This window comes from Paenibacillus allorhizoplanae (genome assembly GCF_927798215.1).
Taxonomy (GTDB): Bacteria; Bacillota; Bacilli; order Paenibacillales; family NBRC-103111; genus Paenibacillus_E; species Paenibacillus_E allorhizoplanae.
Genome location: NZ_CAKMMW010000027.1, coordinates 51182 through 73626, shown reverse-complemented (window position 1 = coordinate 73626; position 22445 = coordinate 51182). Strand labels below are relative to the sequence as shown.

At 42.6% G+C, this 22445-nt stretch carries 23 protein-coding genes and 1 pseudogene; 21 read left to right on the top strand and 3 right to left on the bottom strand.

The features are described 5' to 3' along the window. The first annotated feature begins 107 nt into the window (after window positions 1-107). Together L6I86_RS30090 and L6I86_RS30085 are read left to right on the top strand one after the other, a co-directional pair. Window positions 108-1949, top strand: coding sequence for a cache domain-containing sensor histidine kinase (locus L6I86_RS30090; protein WP_236292192.1), 1842 nt, complete (start codon window positions 108-110; stop codon window positions 1947-1949). Next, window positions 1939-3579, top strand: coding sequence for a response regulator (locus tag L6I86_RS30085; protein ID WP_236292190.1), 1641 nt, complete (start codon window positions 1939-1941; stop codon window positions 3577-3579). Before L6I86_RS30090 ends, L6I86_RS30085 begins: the two co-directional genes overlap by 11 nt. Before the next feature lie 75 nt (window positions 3580-3654). Here the strand turns inward: L6I86_RS30085 and L6I86_RS30080 are convergent, their stop codons facing one another. After that, window positions 3655-4500 carry a helix-turn-helix transcriptional regulator gene (locus tag L6I86_RS30080; protein WP_236292188.1) on the bottom strand — a complete coding sequence of 282 codons (846 nt, stop codon included), beginning with the start codon at window positions 4498-4500 and terminating at the stop codon, window positions 3655-3657. Between the two features lie 124 nt (window positions 4501-4624). Here L6I86_RS30080 and L6I86_RS30075 point away from each other — a divergent pair, with 124 nt between their 5' ends. Together L6I86_RS30075 and L6I86_RS30070 are read left to right on the top strand one after the other, a co-directional pair. Beyond that, window positions 4625-5896, top strand: a complete 1272-nt coding sequence (locus L6I86_RS30075) for an alpha-L-fucosidase (RefSeq protein ID WP_236292186.1) — start codon at window positions 4625-4627, stop codon at window positions 5894-5896. A gap of 13 nt (window positions 5897-5909) precedes the next feature. Then, window positions 5910-6929, top strand: a complete 1020-nt coding sequence (locus L6I86_RS30070) for a GDSL-type esterase/lipase family protein (protein WP_236292184.1) — start codon at window positions 5910-5912, stop codon at window positions 6927-6929. 104 nt (window positions 6930-7033) lie between these two features. Here the strand turns inward: L6I86_RS30070 and L6I86_RS30065 are convergent, their stop codons facing one another. Beyond that, a complete protein-coding gene (locus L6I86_RS30065; protein ID WP_236292183.1) occupies window positions 7034-8302 on the bottom strand; it encodes a TolB-like translocation protein in 1269 nt (422 codons plus the stop codon). A gap of 150 nt (window positions 8303-8452) precedes the next feature. Between L6I86_RS30065 and L6I86_RS30060 the strand changes: the two genes are divergently transcribed. Further along, the gene (locus tag L6I86_RS30060) at window positions 8453-9328 is read left to right on the top strand and encodes a helix-turn-helix transcriptional regulator (RefSeq protein ID WP_236292182.1); all 876 of its coding nucleotides are present in this window, start codon (window positions 8453-8455) and stop codon (window positions 9326-9328) included. A gap of 28 nt (window positions 9329-9356) precedes the next feature. Here the strand turns inward: L6I86_RS30060 and L6I86_RS30055 are convergent, their stop codons facing one another. Next, complete coding sequence (locus tag L6I86_RS30055) at window positions 9357-9830, bottom strand: VOC family protein (RefSeq protein ID WP_236292181.1); 474 nt, start codon at window positions 9828-9830, stop codon at window positions 9357-9359. Window positions 9831-10043: 213 nt separating this feature from the next. Here L6I86_RS30055 and sigK point away from each other — a divergent pair. From sigK to L6I86_RS29980, 16 genes and pseudogenes are all read left to right on the top strand, one after another. Continuing rightward, window positions 10044-10526, top strand: a pseudogene (sigK, locus tag L6I86_RS30050) (RNA polymerase sporulation sigma factor SigK); the annotation flags it as partial. A gap of 83 nt (window positions 10527-10609) precedes the next feature. Further along, window positions 10610-11281, top strand: a complete 672-nt coding sequence (locus L6I86_RS30045) for an ABC transporter ATP-binding protein (protein WP_236292179.1) — start codon at window positions 10610-10612, stop codon at window positions 11279-11281. A 393-nt stretch (window positions 11282-11674) separates the two neighbouring features. Beyond that, window positions 11675-11977: a hypothetical protein gene (locus tag L6I86_RS30040; protein ID WP_236292178.1), complete on the top strand. Its 303-nt coding sequence runs from the start codon at window positions 11675-11677 to the stop codon at window positions 11975-11977. Between the two features lie 34 nt (window positions 11978-12011). Continuing rightward, window positions 12012-12233, top strand: a complete 222-nt coding sequence (locus L6I86_RS30035; protein ID WP_236292176.1) for a DUF7660 family protein — start codon at window positions 12012-12014, stop codon at window positions 12231-12233. Window positions 12234-12437: 204 nt separating this feature from the next. Beyond that, window positions 12438-12743, top strand: a complete 306-nt coding sequence (locus tag L6I86_RS30030) for a histone acetyltransferase HPA2 (protein WP_338113461.1) — start codon at window positions 12438-12440, stop codon at window positions 12741-12743. Then, on the top strand, window positions 12691-12816 hold the full coding sequence (locus tag L6I86_RS36000) for an N-acetyltransferase (RefSeq protein WP_420851953.1): 126 nt from the start codon (window positions 12691-12693) through the stop codon (window positions 12814-12816). Before L6I86_RS30030 ends, L6I86_RS36000 begins: the two co-directional genes overlap by 53 nt. Before the next feature lie 167 nt (window positions 12817-12983). Further along, the gene (locus tag L6I86_RS30025) at window positions 12984-13391 is read left to right on the top strand and encodes a hypothetical protein (RefSeq protein ID WP_236292174.1); all 408 of its coding nucleotides are present in this window, start codon (window positions 12984-12986) and stop codon (window positions 13389-13391) included. 16 nt (window positions 13392-13407) lie between these two features. After that, a complete protein-coding gene (locus tag L6I86_RS30020; protein WP_236292167.1) occupies window positions 13408-13956 on the top strand; it encodes a GNAT family N-acetyltransferase in 549 nt (182 codons plus the stop codon). A gap of 231 nt (window positions 13957-14187) precedes the next feature. Further along, window positions 14188-14532, top strand: coding sequence for a hypothetical protein (locus L6I86_RS30015; RefSeq protein ID WP_236292166.1), 345 nt, complete (start codon window positions 14188-14190; stop codon window positions 14530-14532). Between the two features lie 214 nt (window positions 14533-14746). Then, a complete protein-coding gene (locus L6I86_RS30010; RefSeq protein ID WP_236292165.1) occupies window positions 14747-15196 on the top strand; it encodes a hypothetical protein in 450 nt (149 codons plus the stop codon). A gap of 158 nt (window positions 15197-15354) precedes the next feature. After that, a complete protein-coding gene (locus tag L6I86_RS30005) occupies window positions 15355-15795 on the top strand; it encodes a GNAT family N-acetyltransferase (RefSeq protein ID WP_236292164.1) in 441 nt (146 codons plus the stop codon). Window positions 15796-15968: 173 nt separating this feature from the next. Then, window positions 15969-16268 (top strand): hypothetical protein, encoded by a 300-nt coding sequence (locus L6I86_RS30000; RefSeq protein ID WP_236292163.1) that lies wholly within the window; start codon window positions 15969-15971, stop codon window positions 16266-16268. Between the two features lie 179 nt (window positions 16269-16447). Beyond that, complete coding sequence (locus L6I86_RS29995; protein ID WP_236292162.1) at window positions 16448-18664, top strand: AraC family transcriptional regulator; 2217 nt, start codon at window positions 16448-16450, stop codon at window positions 18662-18664. Between the two features lie 213 nt (window positions 18665-18877). Continuing rightward, window positions 18878-20395 (top strand): extracellular solute-binding protein, encoded by a 1518-nt coding sequence (locus L6I86_RS29990; protein WP_236292161.1) that lies wholly within the window; start codon window positions 18878-18880, stop codon window positions 20393-20395. Window positions 20396-20546: 151 nt separating this feature from the next. Next, on the top strand, window positions 20547-21503 hold the full coding sequence (locus L6I86_RS29985; protein ID WP_236292159.1) for an ABC transporter permease: 957 nt from the start codon (window positions 20547-20549) through the stop codon (window positions 21501-21503). A gap of 20 nt (window positions 21504-21523) precedes the next feature. Next, window positions 21524-22399 carry a carbohydrate ABC transporter permease gene (locus L6I86_RS29980; protein WP_236292157.1) on the top strand — a complete coding sequence of 292 codons (876 nt, stop codon included), beginning with the start codon at window positions 21524-21526 and terminating at the stop codon, window positions 22397-22399. The last annotated feature ends 46 nt before the right edge of the window (window positions 22400-22445 follow it).

The window sequence follows — 22445 nt, the reverse complement described above, 5'->3', positions numbered from 1 at the left end:
GGATGCCACAAAGCAATTAGAAATGCATAGGTCATATCCAATTTTCATGATATAATGTAAGGGTTTTCAGAGTAGGCTACGGATGGCAGGCTACAGGAGGTACAAGGATGCCCATAAGAGCAAATCGGCTTCATTTTTTATTTACGAGCATCGGAACGAAGCTCTTTTTAATAACCTTTTTTTCTTTTCTGCTGGGGCTTTTATTGGTAGGAGGCATCGCATTTTACAATAATTCGGCTATTATTAAGCAAAATCAAGAAGAGTCGTTACAGCTATTAATGGGGCAGGTCGAGGGGTATCTGCAAATACATATGACGGCGATCCAGGATAATTTATTATTTTTGACAGACAAAGAAATTTTCGAATCGCTCACACTAACCGATTACCAGGTACTGATGGAAAATATGGTCAGGCTGCACCCGGATACGATCAAAAGCATTTATTTAATTGTTGACGGTCAATATACGATAAGTGCCCCACAGTCTATGAAATATTTCGTGAACAAGGAGCAAATGTCAGAGGTCTATAATCAAGCGAGGTTATGGGGCTTCTGGTGGAGCCAGCCTTATATCTCGTCTTTTTCTAAAAAAACGATTACTGCCGCAAAAACAATTGAGTCCCCGACAGTTAAGGGAGTGATTGCCATTGACCTAAATGTAGACAATCTGGCTAGCTCTGTAACCGTCCCCACGCTCAAGAAAAGAATGGATTTGTATCTGCTGTCACGAAACGGTGAACTGATCTCCACCAATACACCGATGACCTTTGAGGAGAAAACAAACGGAGACCATCCGATGGTTCATATGATCAAGGATAAGGTCAAAAGCAATGATTTGGAATTCGACCATGTGGACCTCCCTGACGGGCGGTATAAGATATTAAAAAGCAACCGTAACCGCTGGGATTGGGTTGTATTTGCCGCCATTAATGAGATGGATGTGTATGAAATCCTACAAGTAGTCAAGAAGCAGTATGTGTTGATGCTGTCGCTCTGGATTTTACTTTCCTTGGCTATTTCCTATTGGCTTGGCCGGTACTTCCGTGCGCCGATCAAAGAGATTTCCAGGCAAATGAACTATGGAGCTTTAGGAAATTTGGAGCACCGCATCGATATGAAACGGATGGATGAATTCAGTTATGTTGTCAGCGGCTACAATAAGTTGATGGATCGGATCGGTACCTTATTTAAAGATCTGCAGCTCATGGAGGATCAAAAAAGGTACCATGAGTTAAAAGTGTTGCAATCGCAGATTAATCCTCACTTTTTATATAATGCATTGAATACGATTTATTGCTTGGTGGAAACCGAAAGAGTCAAGGAAATCGGTTCTGTTATTCAATCATTGGTCGGCATTTTGCGTTTCTCCATCGATAAGATCGATGAGGTTGTACTTCTGAAATTTGAAGTGGAATGTGTATGGAAATACGTGGACCTGATGAAGCTGCGCTTCGGAGATATTTTTGATGTGGACATCATCATTCCAGAGCCGTTCGAGCAGGCGTATATTCCGAAGCTTACGCTGCTTACTTTAATTGAAAATTCGATATTCTATGGCTTGAACAAGCCGGGTGAACGCAATCATATTATTATAATGGCCTACCAGGAGCAGCCTGGAATCATTTGCTTTGAGGTGTCGGATACGGGCCCTGGCATTGATCAAGAAATGATACGCAGATTGATTGTTAAGGAAGCTTCGAATGAAGCTTCAAATGAATTCTTAAAGGATCCATCACTGCCGAATCGTCCGGACAAGGAACGAAAGGGTTTAAATAATTTAGGCATACGCAACATCCATGAGCGGATTCAGCTGCATTTTGGCAAGCAGTTTGGCTTGGATATTGAAAGCAGTCTGGGTGAAGGGACCCGGGTGATGGTGCGTCTACCCTTCAGATCCGCAGAGCGGAACAGCATGTTAATAGAAATGGGGCAGAAACTTGATGCCAATTAAAGTACTCATTGTCGATGACGAACTGCCAGTTCGTGAACGGTTTACCCAGCATATTCCTTGGGGGGAGCACGGCTTTGCATGCATCGGTGCAGCCGGGCATGGACAAGAAGCGTTAACGATGATGGAGAAGGAGCTTCCGCATCTGTTATTGGTCGATATCACTATGCCTGTAATGGACGGATTGGAACTTGCGGAGCTGGTACGAAAACGTTGGCCGGAAATATCGATTGTTTTTTTGACGGCTCATTCCGAGTTTGACTACGCACGCCAGGCACTTCTTCTGGGAGCCAAAAACTATTTGCTGAAAATTGCCTTATCGAAAGAACAAATTATTGCGGCCTGTCAGGCAGCTGTGGAAGATGTAAGGTTAATATTGAAGGACAAGGCAAGCAAAACGGTGACCATGGATAGGGCGGAGGATTCGGAACAAAAGTCCAAATATCATTCGTGGAAGAAACGTGAATCGCTAGTTGTTCGTTGGTCGGAGAGCAATGCGCATCAGAGAAAAGGTATTTGGAGTGAGATCAGTAAAGAGCTATCCACGGAGCTAAAGCGCCATGTGGCTGTGCTATGGGTAGGTATAGATGTATTCGAAGAGCTTTGGAATCAATCAACTTGCCCTATTGGCGAGACCGCCGATAGACAGCAAGAGCTGGCTGCGAGGATCGAAGCTCTAGCTAAAGATGAGCAGCAAATTATTTCATTTCCACTCGGGAAGACGAGGCTTCTTTGTGTAATAACCAGCGATGCTGATGCAAGCTCCAAGAACTTTGAAGCTGCCCTCTACCAAACAGCACAGGTACTGTTGTCCAGGGAAGGCGACGTTAAGCTATTTATATGGAATAGCGGCAGCTTGGTAGGTGAGACAGCCGAGATGGATGCACTAATATCGGAGGGGCTTGAGAAGCTAAGCCGTTACTTTTATGAAAGGCAAGATTATATCTCATTGCATTCAACGCTGCTTCATGTGAATTATCAGGAAATCAGTGTGATGGACCAAGTGGAGTTACTGTCGAAGGCGACAAAGGCTTTTTATGGTGGTGGTGCGGTTATGTTACAGGAGGTTGTCCAACAGCTGACTACGCTTCCGCTGGGGGCATCGCCGTATTCACCTGCCCAGCTTATTCGACTATCTGGGGAAATTATGCTGAAATGTCCATGGCTGGAGCAGGATTCGAGCCTCATTCAATTTCACAACATGTTGCTGTTTATCGAGCGCTGGGACGACTTTATCCGTTGGTGGAACCGTGTGTTTGATTTGTTGACGGACCCGAAGCTTCATCCCGAAATGAATGTGACGCGTTGGGAGGTCCAGCAGGTTTGCCAGTACATCCATGAAAATTATATGAAGGAGATCAGGCTGCCTGATTTATCCGAGCGGGTTGGCCTCAACACCATTTATTTGGGACAATTGTTCAAACAGGTTACCGGTGAATACTTTAATGACTACGTGCACCGAACCAGGATGCTGAAAGCCCAGCAGTTGCTACGGCAAACCGGCATGAAGGTATATGAGGTTGCAGCAGAGGTTGGCGTTTCGGACTACCGTTATTTTTGCAAGCTATTTAAAAAACATATAGGCATCTCCCCCTCTGAATATAAACATAAATATATTGGCAGCATGCGATAGCTGGAAAATGCATCAGCTAGCTCAAATCAAAATAAAAAGGGATAACGGTTTACGTTATTCCTTTTTGGTTTCTCTTTACTTCTTGGTGTGGTCGTGAACGAGCATTCGGCGAAACTCCCTAGGCGAAAAGCCGGTAGCGTTCTTGAACATTGTTGAAAAATTATGATGTTCAATGCCGACGGCTTGGGCGATGCTGCCGATGGATTGATCAGACGCCAGCATCGTACGTGCCTTTTCCATTCGCAAGCGATTAATGTATTGAATGGGTGAGCAGCCAAGCACGGAATGAAAGCAGCGAATAAAGTAATTGGGATGGTAATGAACCAGGTCGGCAAGCTGTTCAACAGTAATCCTATCTTGCAGGTGCTCTTCAATATATTGAAGAACACGTCCCATTTTCTGGGTAGAAGCTGAAGGGGAGGCTGTCTCCTCGAAGTGTTGGTCGACAACAATTCCCAAAAGATGCAGTAAAGAGGCTTTTATATCTAGAATCGTACCTAGTCCCGAACTGCTTATGCCACGAACGATTCGCTCGAACCAAACTTCGACCTCAGATGATGAGGGGACGTCAATACAAACCGGGAATCGATACATCTCGAATAGATCACGATTTCCTACACGAGCAGTGAAGTGGCACCAATATTTATTATAGGTATTGTCGTTAACTGTGGAATAGGACTGTACAGTATGACAAGGCATCAGTACAAGTTGACCTGGCTTAGGATAATAGACAGCGCCATCTACTTCAATGCGTCCTTCGCCACTCCGAATATAATATAAGCGGTTAAAGCTGTGAACAAAATTACGGCGCTGCCAGTCAGGGCCGACAGTTTGCAGATTGGCGATGATGACGTCTACTTGGATGTTGGTTAACACATTACGAAGTGAATGGTAGGTTGGCAGATCTGACAAGTTCAGCACTCATTTCTTGATAATGAAGTTAGAATTCACTACATTCAGGTTAACAAATCGGAAGATTGCTGTAAATAGAAAAGGTATGATAGAAGTGAAGTCAGCCGTTATAACAACTAACAGGGGGTTAAACATGTTACCAAGATTCCATGATGCGCGAGACCGTTTTTTCGAACTAAGATTCGGTATGTTTGTCCATTGGGGCTTGTATGCTATCCCTGCATGGCACGAACAACTTCCATGGAGAGGCAATATCACCAGACGCCAATATGAACAATTCATTCATGAATTCAATCCGCAGGATTTTGATCCGAACGCGTGGATTGATCTAGCTGAAGAGGCTGGCATGCAGTATTTATGTTTTACAACGAAGCATCACGACGGTTTCTGCATGTGGGACACTGCACATTCGGAATATAAGGTGACGAATTCACCATACGGAAAAGATGTTTTAGCGATGCTAGCGGAGGCATGCCAGAAGCGGAACTTCCCGCTAAGCCTTTATTACTCTTGTCCAGACTGGCATCACCCTAATTATCCTAACCAGGGTCGACATCATGAAATGTTCGGGCCGCGTCCTGGAGATGAACCGGATATTGAACAATATTACGAGTATGTGAAGAAACAGGTGCAGGAACTTCTCACACAATATGGTCCAATCTATCAGTTTTTCTGGGATGTCAATGTAGCTGAGTACCACAATCCAGCGATCAATGAGTTGGTACGGTCGTTACAGCCGGACATTCTCATCAATAACCGTGGACCCGATAAAGGTGATTACAGCACTCCAGAGAGGCATGTACCTGATGGAGGATATTTCCGGACGCCGACTGAAGCTTGTCAGTCTGTAGGACGAGAGAGCTGGGGGTATCGCAAGGACGAAGATTACTATGCCTCCAAATTCCTTATGCAGAGTATGGATAAGATCATGGCTATGGGCGGCAATTATTTACTGAACGTGGGTCCTACCGAGAAAGGTAAGATCGTGCAGGAAAACATGGATACGCTGAGACGTATTGGTCGTTGGTATAAGAAGGTGAAGGAAGCGTTAGTTGATGTAACTCCTGCTTCTTACTTAGGCGGGAAAGACGAGATCATCGACGCGAATGAAGTAGCAAACCGTGTGTTCCGTGACGAGGTGCTGCTGACTCGCAGAGGTAACACCATCTATGCTCACGCCTATCGTGATTTGCAAAGCTCAACCATCATCTTGAAGCCACTGAATATGCTGCCCAAGCGTGCTATCTTGCTAAATGATGGTCGGGAGTTGGAGACAGCCGTAGAGCAACTGCCTTGGTATTGGCGGGAGAGGCCTTACTTAAGGATTCGCAATCTGCCAGTTAATGAGATCACGGATGAGGTGCTTGTGGTAAAGCTAGAGTTCGATGACGATGTAGCTGAATAGGAGGCGAATCACGATGCAGTTTGAATCTATTGAACTTCATAATGTTGCAGAGGCGGAGGAAAACAAGCTTACACATGGCTTAACCTTACAACGTTATCCGAAGGCAGTTCGTGAAGCGATGAGCGAACGAGGAGGATTCGTTTCACAACAGGCCAGCGGATGTGAAATTAGGTTTGTTACGAATTCCCAGAATGTTCGTATATCTTTAACAGCTGTTGAAGGTGATGGGGAGGTTATGGTCTACCAAGGGGACTTTTACCATTCTCAATATACGCTGAGAAGTGGTGTACAACACACCTTGCATCTCGTACAACGGCTAGACACTAGTAAAGTAAATCTCGATTCCATCAAAAAGAAGCGCTTTGCACCACAAGTATGGCGCGTCATCACGGGACGCTATGCAGTGAGGTTTCACGGAATTGAGGTATTCAACGATTCCGTTCGTCCGCCGTTGCCAGATGAGGTGCCCGCTGTTCGCTGGCTCGCTTATGGTTCTTCTATCACTCACGGAAGTTCCGCCGTGCATAATTACAATGCTTATGTGCATAAGGCAGCACAACGATTAGGCATTGATGTTATGAACATGGGGCTAAGTGGTGCCTGCATGTGCGAGCCGCAAGTAGCCAACTACTTGTCTTCGCGAACCGACTGGGATCTGGCCACGCTGGAGATTGGTGTGAATATGAGGACCTCTTATTCGCCAGAGCAATTTCGGGAACGTGCGGAATATTTGATTCAATCCATGTGTTCGAAGCATCCGAATAAGCCGGTTGTGGTCATAACTATATTTCTGAACGCGTCTACTTATGACAGTAGTGAAACTACAGTTGGCCAGAATCAAGCAGCATTCAACGCCATTCTTCGGGAAATTGTCGCTAGTAGCAAGTACCCCAAACTTTACCTGCTGGAAGGCAATGAAATTCTGACTGACTTTGCGGGACTCACTTGTGATCTCATTCATCCCTCGGATTATGGGCATGAACTTATGGGAGAAAATTTAAGTAGGTTGCTTCGCCCTATATTAGAAAAATAAAGATTACGACTTACAACATAAAGCATAATAAAATGCCGAAATAGCTTGCCGATGAATTGGCAAGCTATTTCCTATGTTCTGACTAGTGTTAGCGAGTACTTTAGTTACATCACACCGCCTAGATCAGCAATAAATACTCGCCGTGCTCTGTTAACATATCCATTAAACACAACATGGCGATGATCAGGAGCCCAAGCGGGATGAGCATCTACGCGAAGAGAGCCGTTGAGCCTCGCAGGTGGATGATCGACATTTATCCGAACAAGTGTCTGCTCGGATTGTGTCTGAAGATCAATCCAGCGCAGCGGTATGGTACCGTCTCCAAATGCAGTTTGCTCAAAGGCATACGTATCTGTTAGTATGTGACGGCCGTTCGGATGAACGGTCGGATGACCGGAACCAGGTATTTGATCGGTAATCGTACACAAATTTGTTCCATCGTATCGGACACGGACAAGCTTCATCTGTTTGTCTCCATGAATGGCCAAGTTCATGGAGAGATGCTCGCCATCTGGAAACCAGTTAATATGATGGCCGCCTTTTTCCCATTGCTCAGGGCCTACCGCAACACATACATCAGTTCCATCCGGCTTCATGGTCAGCACCCAAAAGTCAAGATGCTGCTTGATCTGATTCCAGGGCTGAGTTTCTTGGGAATGGAACCAGCGCATTGTAAAGATCAGCCGGTCCCCCTGAGGATTAAACTTACAATGGAACCCATAACATTCGCCATGCTCGTACATCGCTTTGTCTATGTGGGGAACAGCACGTTCAAAAATCTCCCGGATTGAGATGACTAGCTTTCGTTTACCTGTCTTTGTATCGGTCATAAACAAACCGTCGTCAGCACGAAATCCGAAATTTCGCGCGACTCGTTCTTCAGGAATGACGACCCCGTATCCGTTCTGAGTCCGTCGCATGGTCACTGTGTTGGCACAAATGATTTGATTACCGTCAGGAGATATGCGGTAAATAGAGCCTTCCAATTTACGCGTCACACCAGTAAGTGGGTCAATACAAACAATATAGGGTTCCCAGTTCAATGTGTCTACGTTGCTAAAATAGAGGGAATGATCATCTGCACCCCAATTAATATTGGCCCCCAATTGATACTCCCAACCGAAAGTCTGTGCAATAACCTTCTCTTCAGCGGTATGCAAATCAATAAGAACAACATCGGCAGCTTCGCCGGGCATATTGACACGATCATTATCCGGCATACGCAGTACGGCTAAATACTGGCCAGATGGACTGACCGGGGAAGTGTCAAAAAAACGATGTAATCCGCCGCCTCCTTCCCCAGGTGTTACGCACCAGACTGGCACGCTTGGATTGTACTCGGTGTACCGTGGGAATTTCTCGCTAATCCGCATTTTGCTTATTCTCCTTTTCGTAAATACGAAGTCAACTTTCCTTCCTAAAGTATATAAAATACGGCTATATTCTTCTTTGTCTGAGATTGTGACATCTTTATCTCGAATTACGATATAATACCGATTACAGAGACATAAGAAGGAGGAAGCATGAGTAACTTTGGGATTCAACTATTGTGGACTGCGCGTTATGATTACGAAAAAGGCGAAAATAGGAATCTGCATCAGCATGCCTTTCATCAAATTTTTTGGATTGCAAGCGGCAGTGGGGTATTTCAATGTGAAGACGACATATTCGAGCTGGAGCCTGACACCATATTCTTTATAAGACCGAATCAATTGCATGGATTGACAGCAGTTGATCATGTGAAAACCTTGGACATCAAATTTCAAATTGTATCGGAAGAACTTGAAAGCGCTACAGCTCAAATTCCTGCGCGGATGCGCATTCGCAATAAAGAGGCAGCGCGGCTTCTTGAACTTGTACGCAGCGAGGGGCTGCAACGGCAAAGTTATTTCCGAGAGTTGGCAGCTCTTCATATGGCTGAGCTGCTCTATGTATTGGCACGGGCTGCCGAGCACTTGGAAAATGAAGCACAATCAAACGTTTTGGAGCTTCGTTCTTTGGCACCTCGAGTTTCCAACACCAATGCCACAGCAGCGGAAAAAGCAGAGCAATGGATTTTGGAGCATGCAGATCAGGATTGGACAATTGCGGAAATGTCCAAGAAGCTTGGATATAGCCCAAGCTATATGTGCCAGCTTTTCAAAGATTACAAAGGTCTCACAATCGCAGCTTTTCTGAAGGAAGTCCGGATTATGCGTGCCAAGGAATGGATGACTTATTCAGACTGCAGTATCAAGCATATTGCGGAAACGGTAGGCTTCAAAACGGTGCATCATTTCACACGCGTATTTAAGGAAGTAGAAGGAATTACACCAGGTCAGTGGATTGCTCGGGAGATTTCAGGCATTCGGAATGGGATTTTTTTTGACGATGCTAATAATTGTCACCATGTGACGTAAAAAGGCAGAATATATACGAAATAGAAGTTTAATCAATTCGTATTCCGTTCATTGAACTAAGTGCGACAACCGCTCCCCATTCATCGGGACTAATATCTTTAATATGCTTCGAAAATATCCATTGGTGCCCTTCCAAATCTAGGACTACGTAATGTCGCTCGCCATATTCGGTTTCTACAAGTTCTTCGAGGATATCTGCGCCAGACGATTTGGAATGTTGGTAATGTGATTGGATATCCTCAACGAAAACCATGAGTGACTGAGTGGAAGAACCGAGCTTGGCCGGGCTCGTTAAGGTTGAGGAGGGGCGACTATTTTTGAGCATAATCCATGCATCGCCAAAATACATCACGACGCCGTGGAGTTGTCCGTCTGGTTGTAAGAAACGGAAATATTCGGTGAAGCTAAAAAAAGCGTGTAACCAAGTGCTTGCAGCTTCGACATTCTCATAGAAGAGATGAGGGAGCAAGTGTTTTGTTGGTACAGAACGGTTGTTAATCATGCAGAACCTCCTACATCCTTTTTTTACCTATTGAACACAAGTATAAGGGATTCTTTCCATGTCTTACAACATGCTCTTAAATCAGATGCAGACGAATAGGGTTAGTTTACTTTGAGAGAATATTATGGCCATTCCATTTGCGCGCTGAAAGATTAGGACTACAGTTTTGACGACTAAGTTTTGGTAGTGGAGGACTCCAATAACGATATTAAGGAAGATTTGGAAGATTTGATCTCCATTGGGACGATAGGTCTGATCAAAGCCATCGAATCCTTCTCCCCAAACAAAGGGACAAAGCTGGCGACTTTTGCTGCGCGTTGCATTGAGAATGAGATCCTGATGCATCTGCGCTCATTGAAGAAAACACGTAAAGATGTGTCTCTGCATGATCCAATTGGAACGGACAAAGAGGGGAACGAGATTACTTTGATTGACATCCTCGGCAGCGAGGCTGACGATGTGGTGGATGCGGTGCAGTTGAAGATCGAAAAGTCGAAAATTTACAGGAATTTGGAGATTTTGGACGACCGCGAGAAGGAAGTTGTTGTCGGTCGGTTTGGATTGGAGCTTGGTGGAGAAGAGAGGACGCAGCGGGAGATTGCAAAGGAATTAGGCATTTCGCGTTCGTATGTTTCAAGGATTGAGAAGCGGGCGTTAATGAAGCTATATCATGAATTTTATAAGGCGAAGCGGTAAGGAAAGATCGGCATGTTGTATCAGGTTGGAGCAGAACATCGTATTCTTCATTTATTTGGTTTCAAATAATGGAGGCGAAGACAATGACAGCCTTAATCCAAATTGAGCATGTTAGTAAATTTTACTATATGGGCGGTGAAACGATTCGAGCGTTGGATGACATTACGTTAGACATTGTGCAAGGCGAGTTTGTCGCAATTATGGGGCCTTCGGGCTCTGGAAAGTCCACGCTGATGAACATCATCGGCTGCTTGGACGTTTCGGACGAAGGTCTGTATGTTCTCGATGGGAAGCAGATTCACTCACTGAAGGACTCACAGCTGGCCGAGATTCGCAATCGGAAGATCGGATTTGTTTTTCAGAGCTTCAACTTGTTGCCCAGATTAAGCGCTTATGAGAATGTGGAACTGCCGTTAATTTATCGCGGATTATCGAGGAAACAGCGAGAGCCGCTGGTTTTGCAGGCGTTGGAAGCCGTTGATTTGCTGGATCGTCGGAAGCATTTCCCTTCGGAACTATCAGGTGGACAGCAGCAACGCGTTGCGATTGCACGCACGTTAGCGGGAGATCCCCCGATCATTTTGGCGGATGAGCCGACAGGTGCCTTGGACTCTAAGACGGGTGTGGAAATCATGGATATTTTCAGGATGTTGAACGAGCAGGGACGGACGATTATTGTGATTACGCATGATCGGCAGGTTGCGGAGCAGGCGAAGCGGGTTGTAAGGTTTAGGGATGGGCGACTGGTGCATTGAGTACGGAATGTATTAGTGAAATTTAAACATCAGAATTGATTACACTGTAAACCCGTTCAAATTGCGCGGGTTTATTCTTGATGTATAAATGTATCATACGAAAAAGTCAGGTAAAAATCGTGTGATGATGATCTTCATCATTAATCAAGGGAAATAAAGATCGTTAGTGGAAAATAAAGTGTGTTAGTGGTATATAGATTTCGTTAGTGGGTGTTTACTAATGTAAACATTACAGCAAAACGAGCGATCCGCCGCTAAACTAACGGGCAGATTAACGCAATGGAAAAGCGATGGTATAATTAAGAAGTCTCTTACTTGTCATTAATGAGAAGGTTTTCGTAATCAATTATCCTATTAATATATTTATCTGGATGCACGGAGGATGATTCAAGAATGAAGGTGAAAAAAAAGAATTTTAAAAGCGTTGCACTCGAAATTGCTGAACTTTTCGAATTAAGCATAGAACATGTTGGATTTCCTTATTCGAAGAGGGAGTTTATAAATGCATTCTATGACAGCAAGTTTAATGAAGACGGAGAGCGTATAAAAACACGTATTATTGATGTTGAATACTATTATTTGGGAGGCACAAATTTTAAAGATAAAAGCGACCCAAAAAACAAGGTTCTTTTTGAGAAATTATCTTCAGAACTGAGAGATATCAAAGAAGCTCTCGAAAATTATCCAGATAAATAAGTTTTGTTGAATTATACGAGGAGGAGCTGAAACCTTGAACCCTAATGATGTATCCAGTAAAGATGAATTGGTTGCATTTCTTCATACATTGAGACATGATCTAACTAATAATGCTACGAGCTGGGAGAACCAAACACTGGAAAACTTTTTGGAGGCTATGGCTGCTTGGTTAAATGATTCTAATGATGCAAATTCTAAAACGCCTACTTGGAGTCTGCTTGCAACCTCTTTATTGGCTGGTAAGGCATACGAGTGAAAAAGTCATTACGTTGAACGTTACTTCAATAAACTACAAAATGAGGCTACCACCGCAAAAACAGGTGGGAGCCTCATTAAGCTATTGGGCAGAATACTTCTAATATATGCTAATATGGAATGTAGAGTTAAGAGCTCATATTGGATATTTTCAAAAGGAAAAATGAAATAACTTATTTCATTTTATTTTCAGAGAGGGAGAATAATGATTACATTAGATTTAATGAATTCGACTGAATTTCAGGACTACCTTAATTCTGCAATTAAGAGCTATGCAAAAAGCAACGTGCAATCTGGTAATTGGAACGAAAAGGAATCTATTAGTAAGGCAACAGAACAATATGCACACCTTTTGCCTGATGGAGAGAAAACCACTGATAACAAACTATTTACAATTCGTTCAAATGGCCAAGAGGTTGGAATGATTTGGCAAGCAAGCGATGGAAGATATAGAAAAGTTGGGAAGAGAAATTGGCATCAAGAGTATAGGACTTCATGTCTTTGCCCATAACCAAATTGCTCGTGGTTTATATGAAAAGTTAGGATATGAAGAAACGAGCATCGTAATGGCAAAAGAATTATAAACTCTATCTCTTGTTCAACTAACGAGGGAACTTTACTTCAATATGATCGCCGAATGTTTCGCGATCAGTAAATCTCTATTTATATTGGAAATAAAGGCAGGTATAATCATCACATTATTCATTTTACATTTGTAAGTATTAATATGCATGAGGAGGCTAATGGTTTTATGGAAGTCTGGATTCCATATGAGAAAGTCAGAAATCATCCTCCTGATTTTAGAATAAGGTATCAGTTTTATTCCGAAGAAGAAGGCGGAAGAAAAAATCCGGTGTTTCAGGGGCTGCGTTGTGATTTTACTTACGATGGAGATAACATTAAAGAGACGGGAATATTTGCTATTCATCCTGAATTTGAAGATGATTTTGGAAACATTTTTCTTTACAAAGATCTTCCAGTATCCAAACAAGGTACTGCAAGAATGTGGATATTATTTCCCGAGATGAGGAGAGAAGTACATATTCATCGAATTAAAATAGGTGTCATTGGCTATTTTATGGCGGGCTTAAGAAAGTTGGGGGAAATTGAAGTAATTGAAATTCTTGGCCTGAACACGAACGCGGAGATGCTAAGCTAACGGGTGGAGGGGAAATATGCTATACGGACAACGAGTAACATTAAGGCGTGTTGTTGAAGAAGATTGGGAAAAGCGATATGAATGGCTGTCCGATCCTGTAGTTAACCGAACGTTACCATCAGGAAGTGGTATGCCCCTAACACCGGAAGTGGTCAGAGAACGTACACGGAAGTATGCGCAAACAGATCTATCATCTGTCTATTTTACCATAATAAAAGAAGACGGCATCCCGATTGGCAATACCCAATTGTTTAATATCCATCCTTGGTCCAAGCATGCTGAATTTGGTATTTGGATTGGGGACAAAATGGTATGGGGGCAAGGTTATGCTACAGAAGTGACAGGTGTTGTCCTGGATTTTGCATTCGAGCGTTTAAACCTTCATAAAGTGTATTTGACGGTAGATGCTGATAATCCTGGTGCTATTCGGAGTTATGAAAAAGCTGGTTTCAATAAGGATGGCATACTAAGAGACGAAGTCTATAAAAATGGTCAATATGTTGATCGTATAATGATGAGTATTTTGAAGCATGAATACTTAAAACTATCTAGTTCTTCCAAATAACAAAGCATATAGGAAAACCATTCTGGAAGAAACTACGAAAGATAGTGTGCTTTCTCGAAAAATTGAATGATACGCTAACGGATAACGAAACGATAGTTAAATACCAGGGGGCTGCCGCGTGGTAGCCCTAACTTCGGTACCGGGCAGATTTAATAAATGGATATTTAAAGGAATAGACTTATCTTATCGAGAAATTAGAGCTATAGAGTGAGGTCTAAGTGAGGTGGAATTATGTATTACTATATTAGTATTCACTCTGATGATTACACACAAAAAATAAAATCGGAAGTTCTGGAGCATTACTTGCTGAGTAAATTTGGGTTTACAAAAGTTGGACATCTAAAATTTATTAAAGAGATTAATGGAGAGACTGTAGAAATAATGGGGATTCCTGCAAATCCCAATGGAGGATATGCGTTCAACACACTTGATGGTATTGAAGAAGTAAATTTAATTGAGATCGATCTACCGAGATATATCGATGGAAATCTAGAACATTCAATATCTGAAATTGCAATCTCAATTGCTAAAGAGTTTTCATGGATGATTGACGATAACCACGGACTGGATGATTGAGAAGGCTTGCTTCGCGGTAGCTCCTCTTTTGTTTTTAAACTAAACATTTCTGTTAGGGCTAAGAAATAGTCTTTGTCAAAAAAGGAGCGACACGTATGATCATAAAACTAAAAGTAAAACGTTTGTTCAATAAACAGCAATGGGAGGCTACCGGCACGAAAGGTAGCCTTTCGCTTACCTAATGGACAGAATTCATAAATAGAAAGGAGTCAAAATGAGTACCATTACAGTTCAGGGTATGCTCCCTTCAGAGTTTATAAGTTCCTATAAAACAGATTTAGTTTTCAAACAAATCAAAAGATATAAGGATAAAATAAATCAAGAATGGGATGAGGTTATCCATGATTTTTTAAAATTGGATTATGAAACTGAAAACTTAATTTATGCTTTTGTCTCATTTGTGGAACAAGATATTGATATTGGCCAAGAATTTAACCATTATTGTTACAGGAATGATCCAAAAGCAATTAAAAAAATTGAATGCAGAATTTGTACAATTATAAACCCTCTTGTATATTTACCCGTGGATAAGATTGGAAAAGGGCATAAAGCGATATGTGTATTACAATTTAACCCAACAACTAAAGAAAGATTTCAACTTCCTGTGATTGACGGGTTTCATATGAATAAAAATGGGAATGAAGTAATTCTATTCAATGAATAGCTGGATTCGTGAAGAGAACTCGATTTTTATAGGGGATTGAACTAACGGGTAACGATAGCACCATGACAATAGGCTGCCAGCAACATCGGTAGCCTGTTCTACGGACAGTAATGTAGAATATAACATATGGATAAACCTTAGTATAAGGAGGTTGTGTCGTGATTCGAGAAGCTGAATCAAAGGATACCAATATCCTAGAAAGCCTTTATAAAGCATTGGCTCCAAATAGCAAAAACATTAAAGTATTACCTGAAAGAATAGAGCAAATCATGGCAGACCCGAACAATTTTTTATTTGTGTATGAAGACCATGGAATCGTAACTGGAACAATATTTATGACTGTTTGTCTTGACCCAATGTATCAATTTAGACCATACGCAGTTGTAGAAAATGTTATTGTAAATAAAGACTTTAGAGGGAATGGAATCGGTAAAAGACTGTTAGAACACGTGGAACAATTATGTATTTCAAGAGGCTGCACAAAGATAATGTTATTAAGTAGTGCAAATAGGATAGAAGCACATGAATTCTTCATGAAAAACGGATATAGCGGAACAGTTAGCAAAGGATTTAAAAAATATATTCCGATAACTGGCTAAACTAACGGATAACGTTAGTTGAACGCACCATGGAGCAGTTTGCGATCAGCGGCTGCTCTATTTTCATTAAGCTAAGGGCAGGATTGTTTAAACGCCCTGCGAATACATTATCACTATGTTCAAATAATGGTCAATAAACGCAATTTCCTTAATATTAGAAATGAGGAATTCTAATGAAGATCCAATGTACATGTGGTGATCAGTTTGTAGATCAAACCGATTTTTTAAGACACGTTTTTTCTGATCAAGACTGGTTTGATTTTTTAAATGCTATTGATAATGCAATTGAAAAATCGGGACCTCATAATTTAGATAAAGAACGAGCTGTAAGGAATGTTGGCATATTAGCAAATAAGTTGAAGAAGTTATTCTATTCTTTCTTCGTCCTTAGGAAACGCATGGAAGAGACCATTAATAATTACTTCAAAACTTGTATTTGTCTCCCAACAGCAGAAAATGAGGGGATTTGGTAGAATGATTTAAACAAAGATGACTCTGCTCATGTAATAAAATTCACACTTCTTTGTTAAGATTCATACTGGACAAAGCAGGAATCCTGTCATATTGTTTTCGTGTGATATATTGAGAAAGAAGGGTAGGGTATGCCATGTGGAGCCGGATAAAGCCGAAGAAGATGTATTTAAACATATTTATGTATTCCTGCATTGCAGTGAGCTTGCTTACCCTAGTATTTACCGTGTTCCTCAGCCAACAGTTCGCTAAAAGCGCGATGGATGAAACGGACAAGTCCAATCAGGTGAAAATTAATCAAATCGTTAAAACCTCGGAATTTACCCTGCAAAAATTACGCCAGTTTGCGCTAAGAATCTATTCGGATCAAAGCATTGCGCTCTGGATAAACATGGGGAAGGACGAGTATTCCCCTTTGACATTGGATAAAGCAGCGACAAGTGTAAGGGGATTTATGAGCAGTGAGCCTTTCATTCGAGGCATTTATTTAATTAACTTTAATATTGATCAAATCTACACTTCTGAATCGAGCATCTATACGACAAAGGATTTTTATGACCAAACGATGTTGGACTACATTAAGAATCAAAAAACGCCGTATTTGCAGTATGTTAACCATGAAGTGGGAGGAGAATCGTTTCTTGCACTTGTCGTACCAGCATCCGGACCTAATCAGAACTTTCAGGGATTTGTTGCAATTCTGTTCAGTAAACCATTGTTGAATGAGAACATGCTGCAGATTTCAGCAGATGATCCCAATAAAATTTATATTGAAGGCAAAAATAAAGAGTTCATCCTGGGGAATACGGACCCTGCGTTAACCCAAGCGCTAATGGAAATAGATAAATCGGCAGCAGACCAGGGCTGGAAATGGAATTTTGGCAATGAAACATGGTCCATTCAGTCAGAACGGTTTCCTGTAGAAGGATGGAATATATATCACATGGCGCCGATCTCTTTATGGCAAGCAAAGGTTGCTAAGATTCGTATCCAAATTATTGGTTCTTCGATCTTTCTGCTGTTAGCATTGCTGTTATATTTGTTTTGGCAATCATACCGCAGCTTAAAGCCTCTTAGCGACTTGGTCTCTCAAATAAGAAGCAAGCTAGGCAAGGAACATGCTATCCTACAAGCATCAAATGCCGGCAATGAAATGGCATGGATTCATTCCGGTTTCCATTCGCTTGTTGAGAAGATCGAACAATTGGATTCATCGATCAAGAGCAGCAAAGCTCTGGTGAAGGATGATTTCTTGCGTCAATGGATTCTTAATTCGAAGTCATCCAAACCAATTGAAGAGTTTATTAGGAACCAAACGCAAATTCTCGAAACGGGATCATTCCGTATGGCGGTCATTCGTCTGGAATCGTACGGACGCTTCGAAGAACAGTTTGACTTTGCTTCGCGCAAATTATTGCGTTTTGCATTAGGGAATATTATGGTCGAAGTTCTTTCGAATCACGGGTTTGTTGCGGAAACAGTCGATTTCGGCTCTGATCACATTGTGGCACTCATTTCTTTGTCTACTTCAGAGGAAGAAATGGCACTAGCAATAGGAGCGATGGATGACGTTAAGGTTCAGATCAGTCGATGGCTTAAGCTGGAAGTGCATGCAGCTATCAGTTCCGTGCTTGATGTTGAGGAGAATCTGCAGATTATCTATAACCAGCTTTACGAACTGACGTTAATGGGATTCATTAATCATGAGGATAGGGTGTTCACTTCTGATGATTTGGAGCGATATGAACGAGGCAAAGACAGTGATCTCGATGAAGCATTGCTGAAACAGGTTATTCAATCTGTTCAGCTTAAGAATGATAAAGCACTTGAAGGTTATTTGGATCACCTCACCTTGCATATGCAGGAACTTAGCTATCAGGAATGCAAACTGCAGTTGACTCACATCATTTATTCCATCATGAAAAGCTTCAAAAACTATAAAACATTTCAAGGGATGAAGAGTATCCATTCTTTTCTGGAACAATTCGCCACCTTAGGTGAAGTGAAAGCGTGGCTGTACCAGGTGATGCTGCAGACCATAGAACAGAACCGCAAGAAGAATGCCTCGAGCCGAAAGGATGAGGTCGCTGCGGAGATGATCGAATATGTACGCAATCATCTTCACAATCCGATGCTTTCCGTGGATGACATTGCCGCGCATGTATCCATGTCTGTGAACTATGCCAGACAAATATTCAAGGATCAGTTTAATTGCTCATTATCCGATTATATTACAGACCAACGGATCGAGCATGTCATCAAGCTGCTTACAACGACCGATTGGACCGTTGCAGATATAACGGAACAGTCCGGATTTCAAACCAAGAGCACCTTCTTTGCGGCATTCAAGCGAGCGACCGGGATGACGCCAAACCAATACCGCATGGGAAAAACATGATGTAGAGCATTGAAATTCGTACTCGGATTGTTGGGCAATTGATACTCCCCTCTTTATCACATTTCATACTGATTGATAGATACCGGACTGTACGGAAGCTGAGCAATCCGGGTATGATCTAGTACGAACCGAGCACACCGGATATACGAAACCAAAATGCGTACGATGGTTATGTCGTTGCTCGGTTGATCATAAAACAGGAGGGGTTAAACAGTGAAGTTAAGAAGTAAAAGTACCTTATTATTGGTGACATCGCTAATACTGGCAGGAACATTGGCCGCTTGCGGTTCGAAGGAGGCGGCAACTTCCCCAACCGGCAAACCAGCAGCTTCCACGGTGGCCAAATTAGATCCGGTTACATTGAAAATCATGTTCCCGGGAGATCCGCCGGCCAATTGGAGTGAAGTGAAGGGCGAGATGGAGAATCGTCTTACCGGTTCACTTAATGTGAAGCTGAACGTGGTGTTTATTCCATGGGCAGATGTCCTTCAGAAACGCCAAGTCGCATTGTCCTCCGCGGAAGATTACGATCTGATTTGGGACAATAATCCGTATCAGAATATTGCAGCTGGGCTCTACGAACCATTAGACTCATTCATTGATAAGTATGGACCTGAGATTAAGAGCAACCGCTCTGCGCAACTGCTAGAAGCCAACAAAGTGAACGGTAAATTGTACGCGGTACCGCTTGAAGTGAATTTCATTCGTCCGTGGACGTTTGTTATACGCAAGGACATCCGGGAGAAGCTGGGCATTGCTCCGATCAAGAGCTACGATGATCTGGTCAAATTTATGTACGCTGTGAAAGAGAAGGCTCCGGATATCACCCCGTATATTCCGAACGGCACCGAACATACGGGTTTGAAGATGGCAAGTATGCTGGATCCGAAAGCCAATCTTGCCGCCATCTCGAATTATCCTGGGTTGTATACCAAAGGCAATGATGGAAAGGCCTATAATATCTTTGATAATATGGACCCGATGATCATGAAAAATTTCGAACAAAATCATAAATTCTACCAGGATATGATTCTTGCCAAAGATGCCCTCATTCTCAAAAATGCGGAATTTGCTAAAGGAAAAGCAGCTGTATCAACCTTCAATGATTTCGGTGTAGCTCTTAGCACCCGAACTTCTCTGGAAAAGTCAGTTCCGGGAGCTTCCGCAGAAGCATTCAGTTTGTATGATCCCAGTATGAAGATGTCCTCAACTTTCAAAGCAGGAAACTTCATTGCCGTCCCGGTAGTCAGCAAAAACAAAGAACGCGCCATTCAATTCGTCAATTGGTTAAACCAGAAGGATAATTACGACTTGCTTGCCTACGGAATAAAGGGTAAGAACTGGGAAGATTCGGGCGAGGGCCTTTTCAAACCCATCAAAGAAAGCCCTTATGCCGGTATTCCTTTCGCGTGGGGCTGGAACTCCAAGTTAGATCGGATCGATGCCAGCTTGCCTGAAGATGTTATCAAGTTGAACAAGTGGCAGCGGGATCCTAACAATTTTACAACAGATATTCTTGCCGGATTTACTTTCGATCCAAGCCCGGTATCCAATGAAATTGCACAATTGAGCAATGTGGGTAAAGAGTTGTATGATCCGATTGTATTGGGTCTAATTGAACCGAAAGAGGGTTTAGCGAAGTTTAAGGATAAGGCTTATGCTAATGTCAAGAAAGTCCAAGTCGAGTATCAAAAACAACTGGATGTGTACTTAGCCAGTAAAAAGAAGTAAACTGCCCTAAAAGCCGGCGACCTTGACCAAGGTCCGCCGGCTTTTCATTTTAGTAAACTCCGGACTTCCGTGTGTGATAGAATTCAAACCTCCATGGGATGTTACAGTTCAAACTCATTGATAAAAGCAAGACTATACGCCAGCTCCACGAATGAGTAAGATACAGTCACATACGAAAGGAAAGGTGAGCATTATGATACTGGAACTCAGGAAGAACAAGTGGCTGTATGCTATGGCGCTTCCCGTAATTGTGTACGTTTTTATTTTTTCTTATTTACCGATGTCAGCTCATGTATTGGCCTTCAAGCAGTTTATACCTGTTAAAGGTATCTGGGGGAGCAGATGGGTGGGACTCGACAATCTCATGTTTTTTTTCACGGGTCCGGATTGGTTGGCGGTTACTTTAAACACAGTATTATTGAACCTTCTGTTCATTACGGCAGGTACAGTGAGCTCTTTATTAATTGCGCTGCTGATGAATGAAATCAGACATGTATTCTTCAAGAAGGTGACCCAGTCACTCGTGATCTTGCCGCATTTTATTTCCATTATCGTCGTTAACCTAATGGTCCTTAATTTCTTTAACGGGCAGGACGGCATGATCAATCAGCTGCTGAAGGACGTTGGCTTTCAGCCGGTTGATTGGTTTCAGACCCCTTCGGTCTGGCCTATGTTGCTGACGATCATATTCGTGTGGAAAGGCGCCGGGTGGGGTTCGATCATTTACCTTGCGACCATAACCGGCTTCTCCGAAGAATACTATGAAAGCGCGCGAATTGACGGCGCCAAGCGCTGGCAGCAGATCTGGCACATTACCTTGCCGTTGTTGCGGCCGACCATTATCGTACTTACGCTTCTCGCTTTGGGGCGGATCTTCTACGGTGATTTTGGCTTGATTTATGGCATTATAGGAGACAATTCTCTGCTCTACAAGGCTACGGATGTCATTGATACTTATACGTACCGATCCTTGAGGGATTTCTCGAATATGAACAGCTACAGCAATGCTGCGGCAATAGCATTATTCCAGTCGGCCATGGGCTTTATCACCATTCTTTTCTTCAATTGGATTGTCCGCCGAGTTGATAATGACTCAAAGTTATTCTAGAGAGGAGCTTGAGCTTAAGTATGATAGTGAAACAACGAGATGCATCTCAATGGACCGTGTCCGCCGTGGCATATGTATTCATAGGTTTTTTTGCCCTGATTTGCCTTATTCCCTTCTGGCTTGTGTATATCGGGTCGTTCACAGCGGAGCATCAGATTGTTAAAGGCTTCCAAATGTTCCCTACGGAATTTACACTTGATTCCTATCTTTTCTTATTTAAAGGCAGTCAAGTGTACCGAAGCGGCTTTGTTTCCATATTCGTTACTGTGGTTGGTACCGTCGGGGCTGTGCTCATGACTTCCATGTTTTCCTATGTCGCCTCACATCTGAAGGTGAAATACCGGAATTTCCTTTCCTTTTATATTTATTTAACGCTGCTGTTTGCACCCGGTTTGGTCGGCTATTATTTGCTCATCTCCAACTGGCTGAATTTGCGGGACTCGTTATTGGCGTTGATCTTGCCGCATATGTTCTCCGTTTTCAACGCATTCTTGATGACCTCCTATTTCCGGACGCTTCCGTTTGAATTGAATGAGGCGGCGACGATGGATGGGGCGCATGAGATGTATATCTTCTTCCGAATTATTTGGCCGGTCTCGATGCCTGTCATTGCAACCATCACCCTGTTCTATTCGCTTTCGTACTGGAATGACTGGTTTAATGCGCTGTTGTTTATTGATAATCCGGAGAATCATCCGCTGCAGATGATGTTAAGAAGAATCGTGTCCAATGCGCAGAATCTGGATTATTTAAATGCGAATGTTAACATTGCGGTTTCCGCGTCAGGAGTTCAGCTTTCGACGGTATGTATTACGATCGGGCCGATCATCTTCTTGTATCCATTCCTACAGCGCTATTTCATCAAAGGCTTAACGATTGGCGCGGTCAAGGGATAGTTTTGATCACTTACATTGTAGTCTGTGGATTTCATTATCTCAAAAA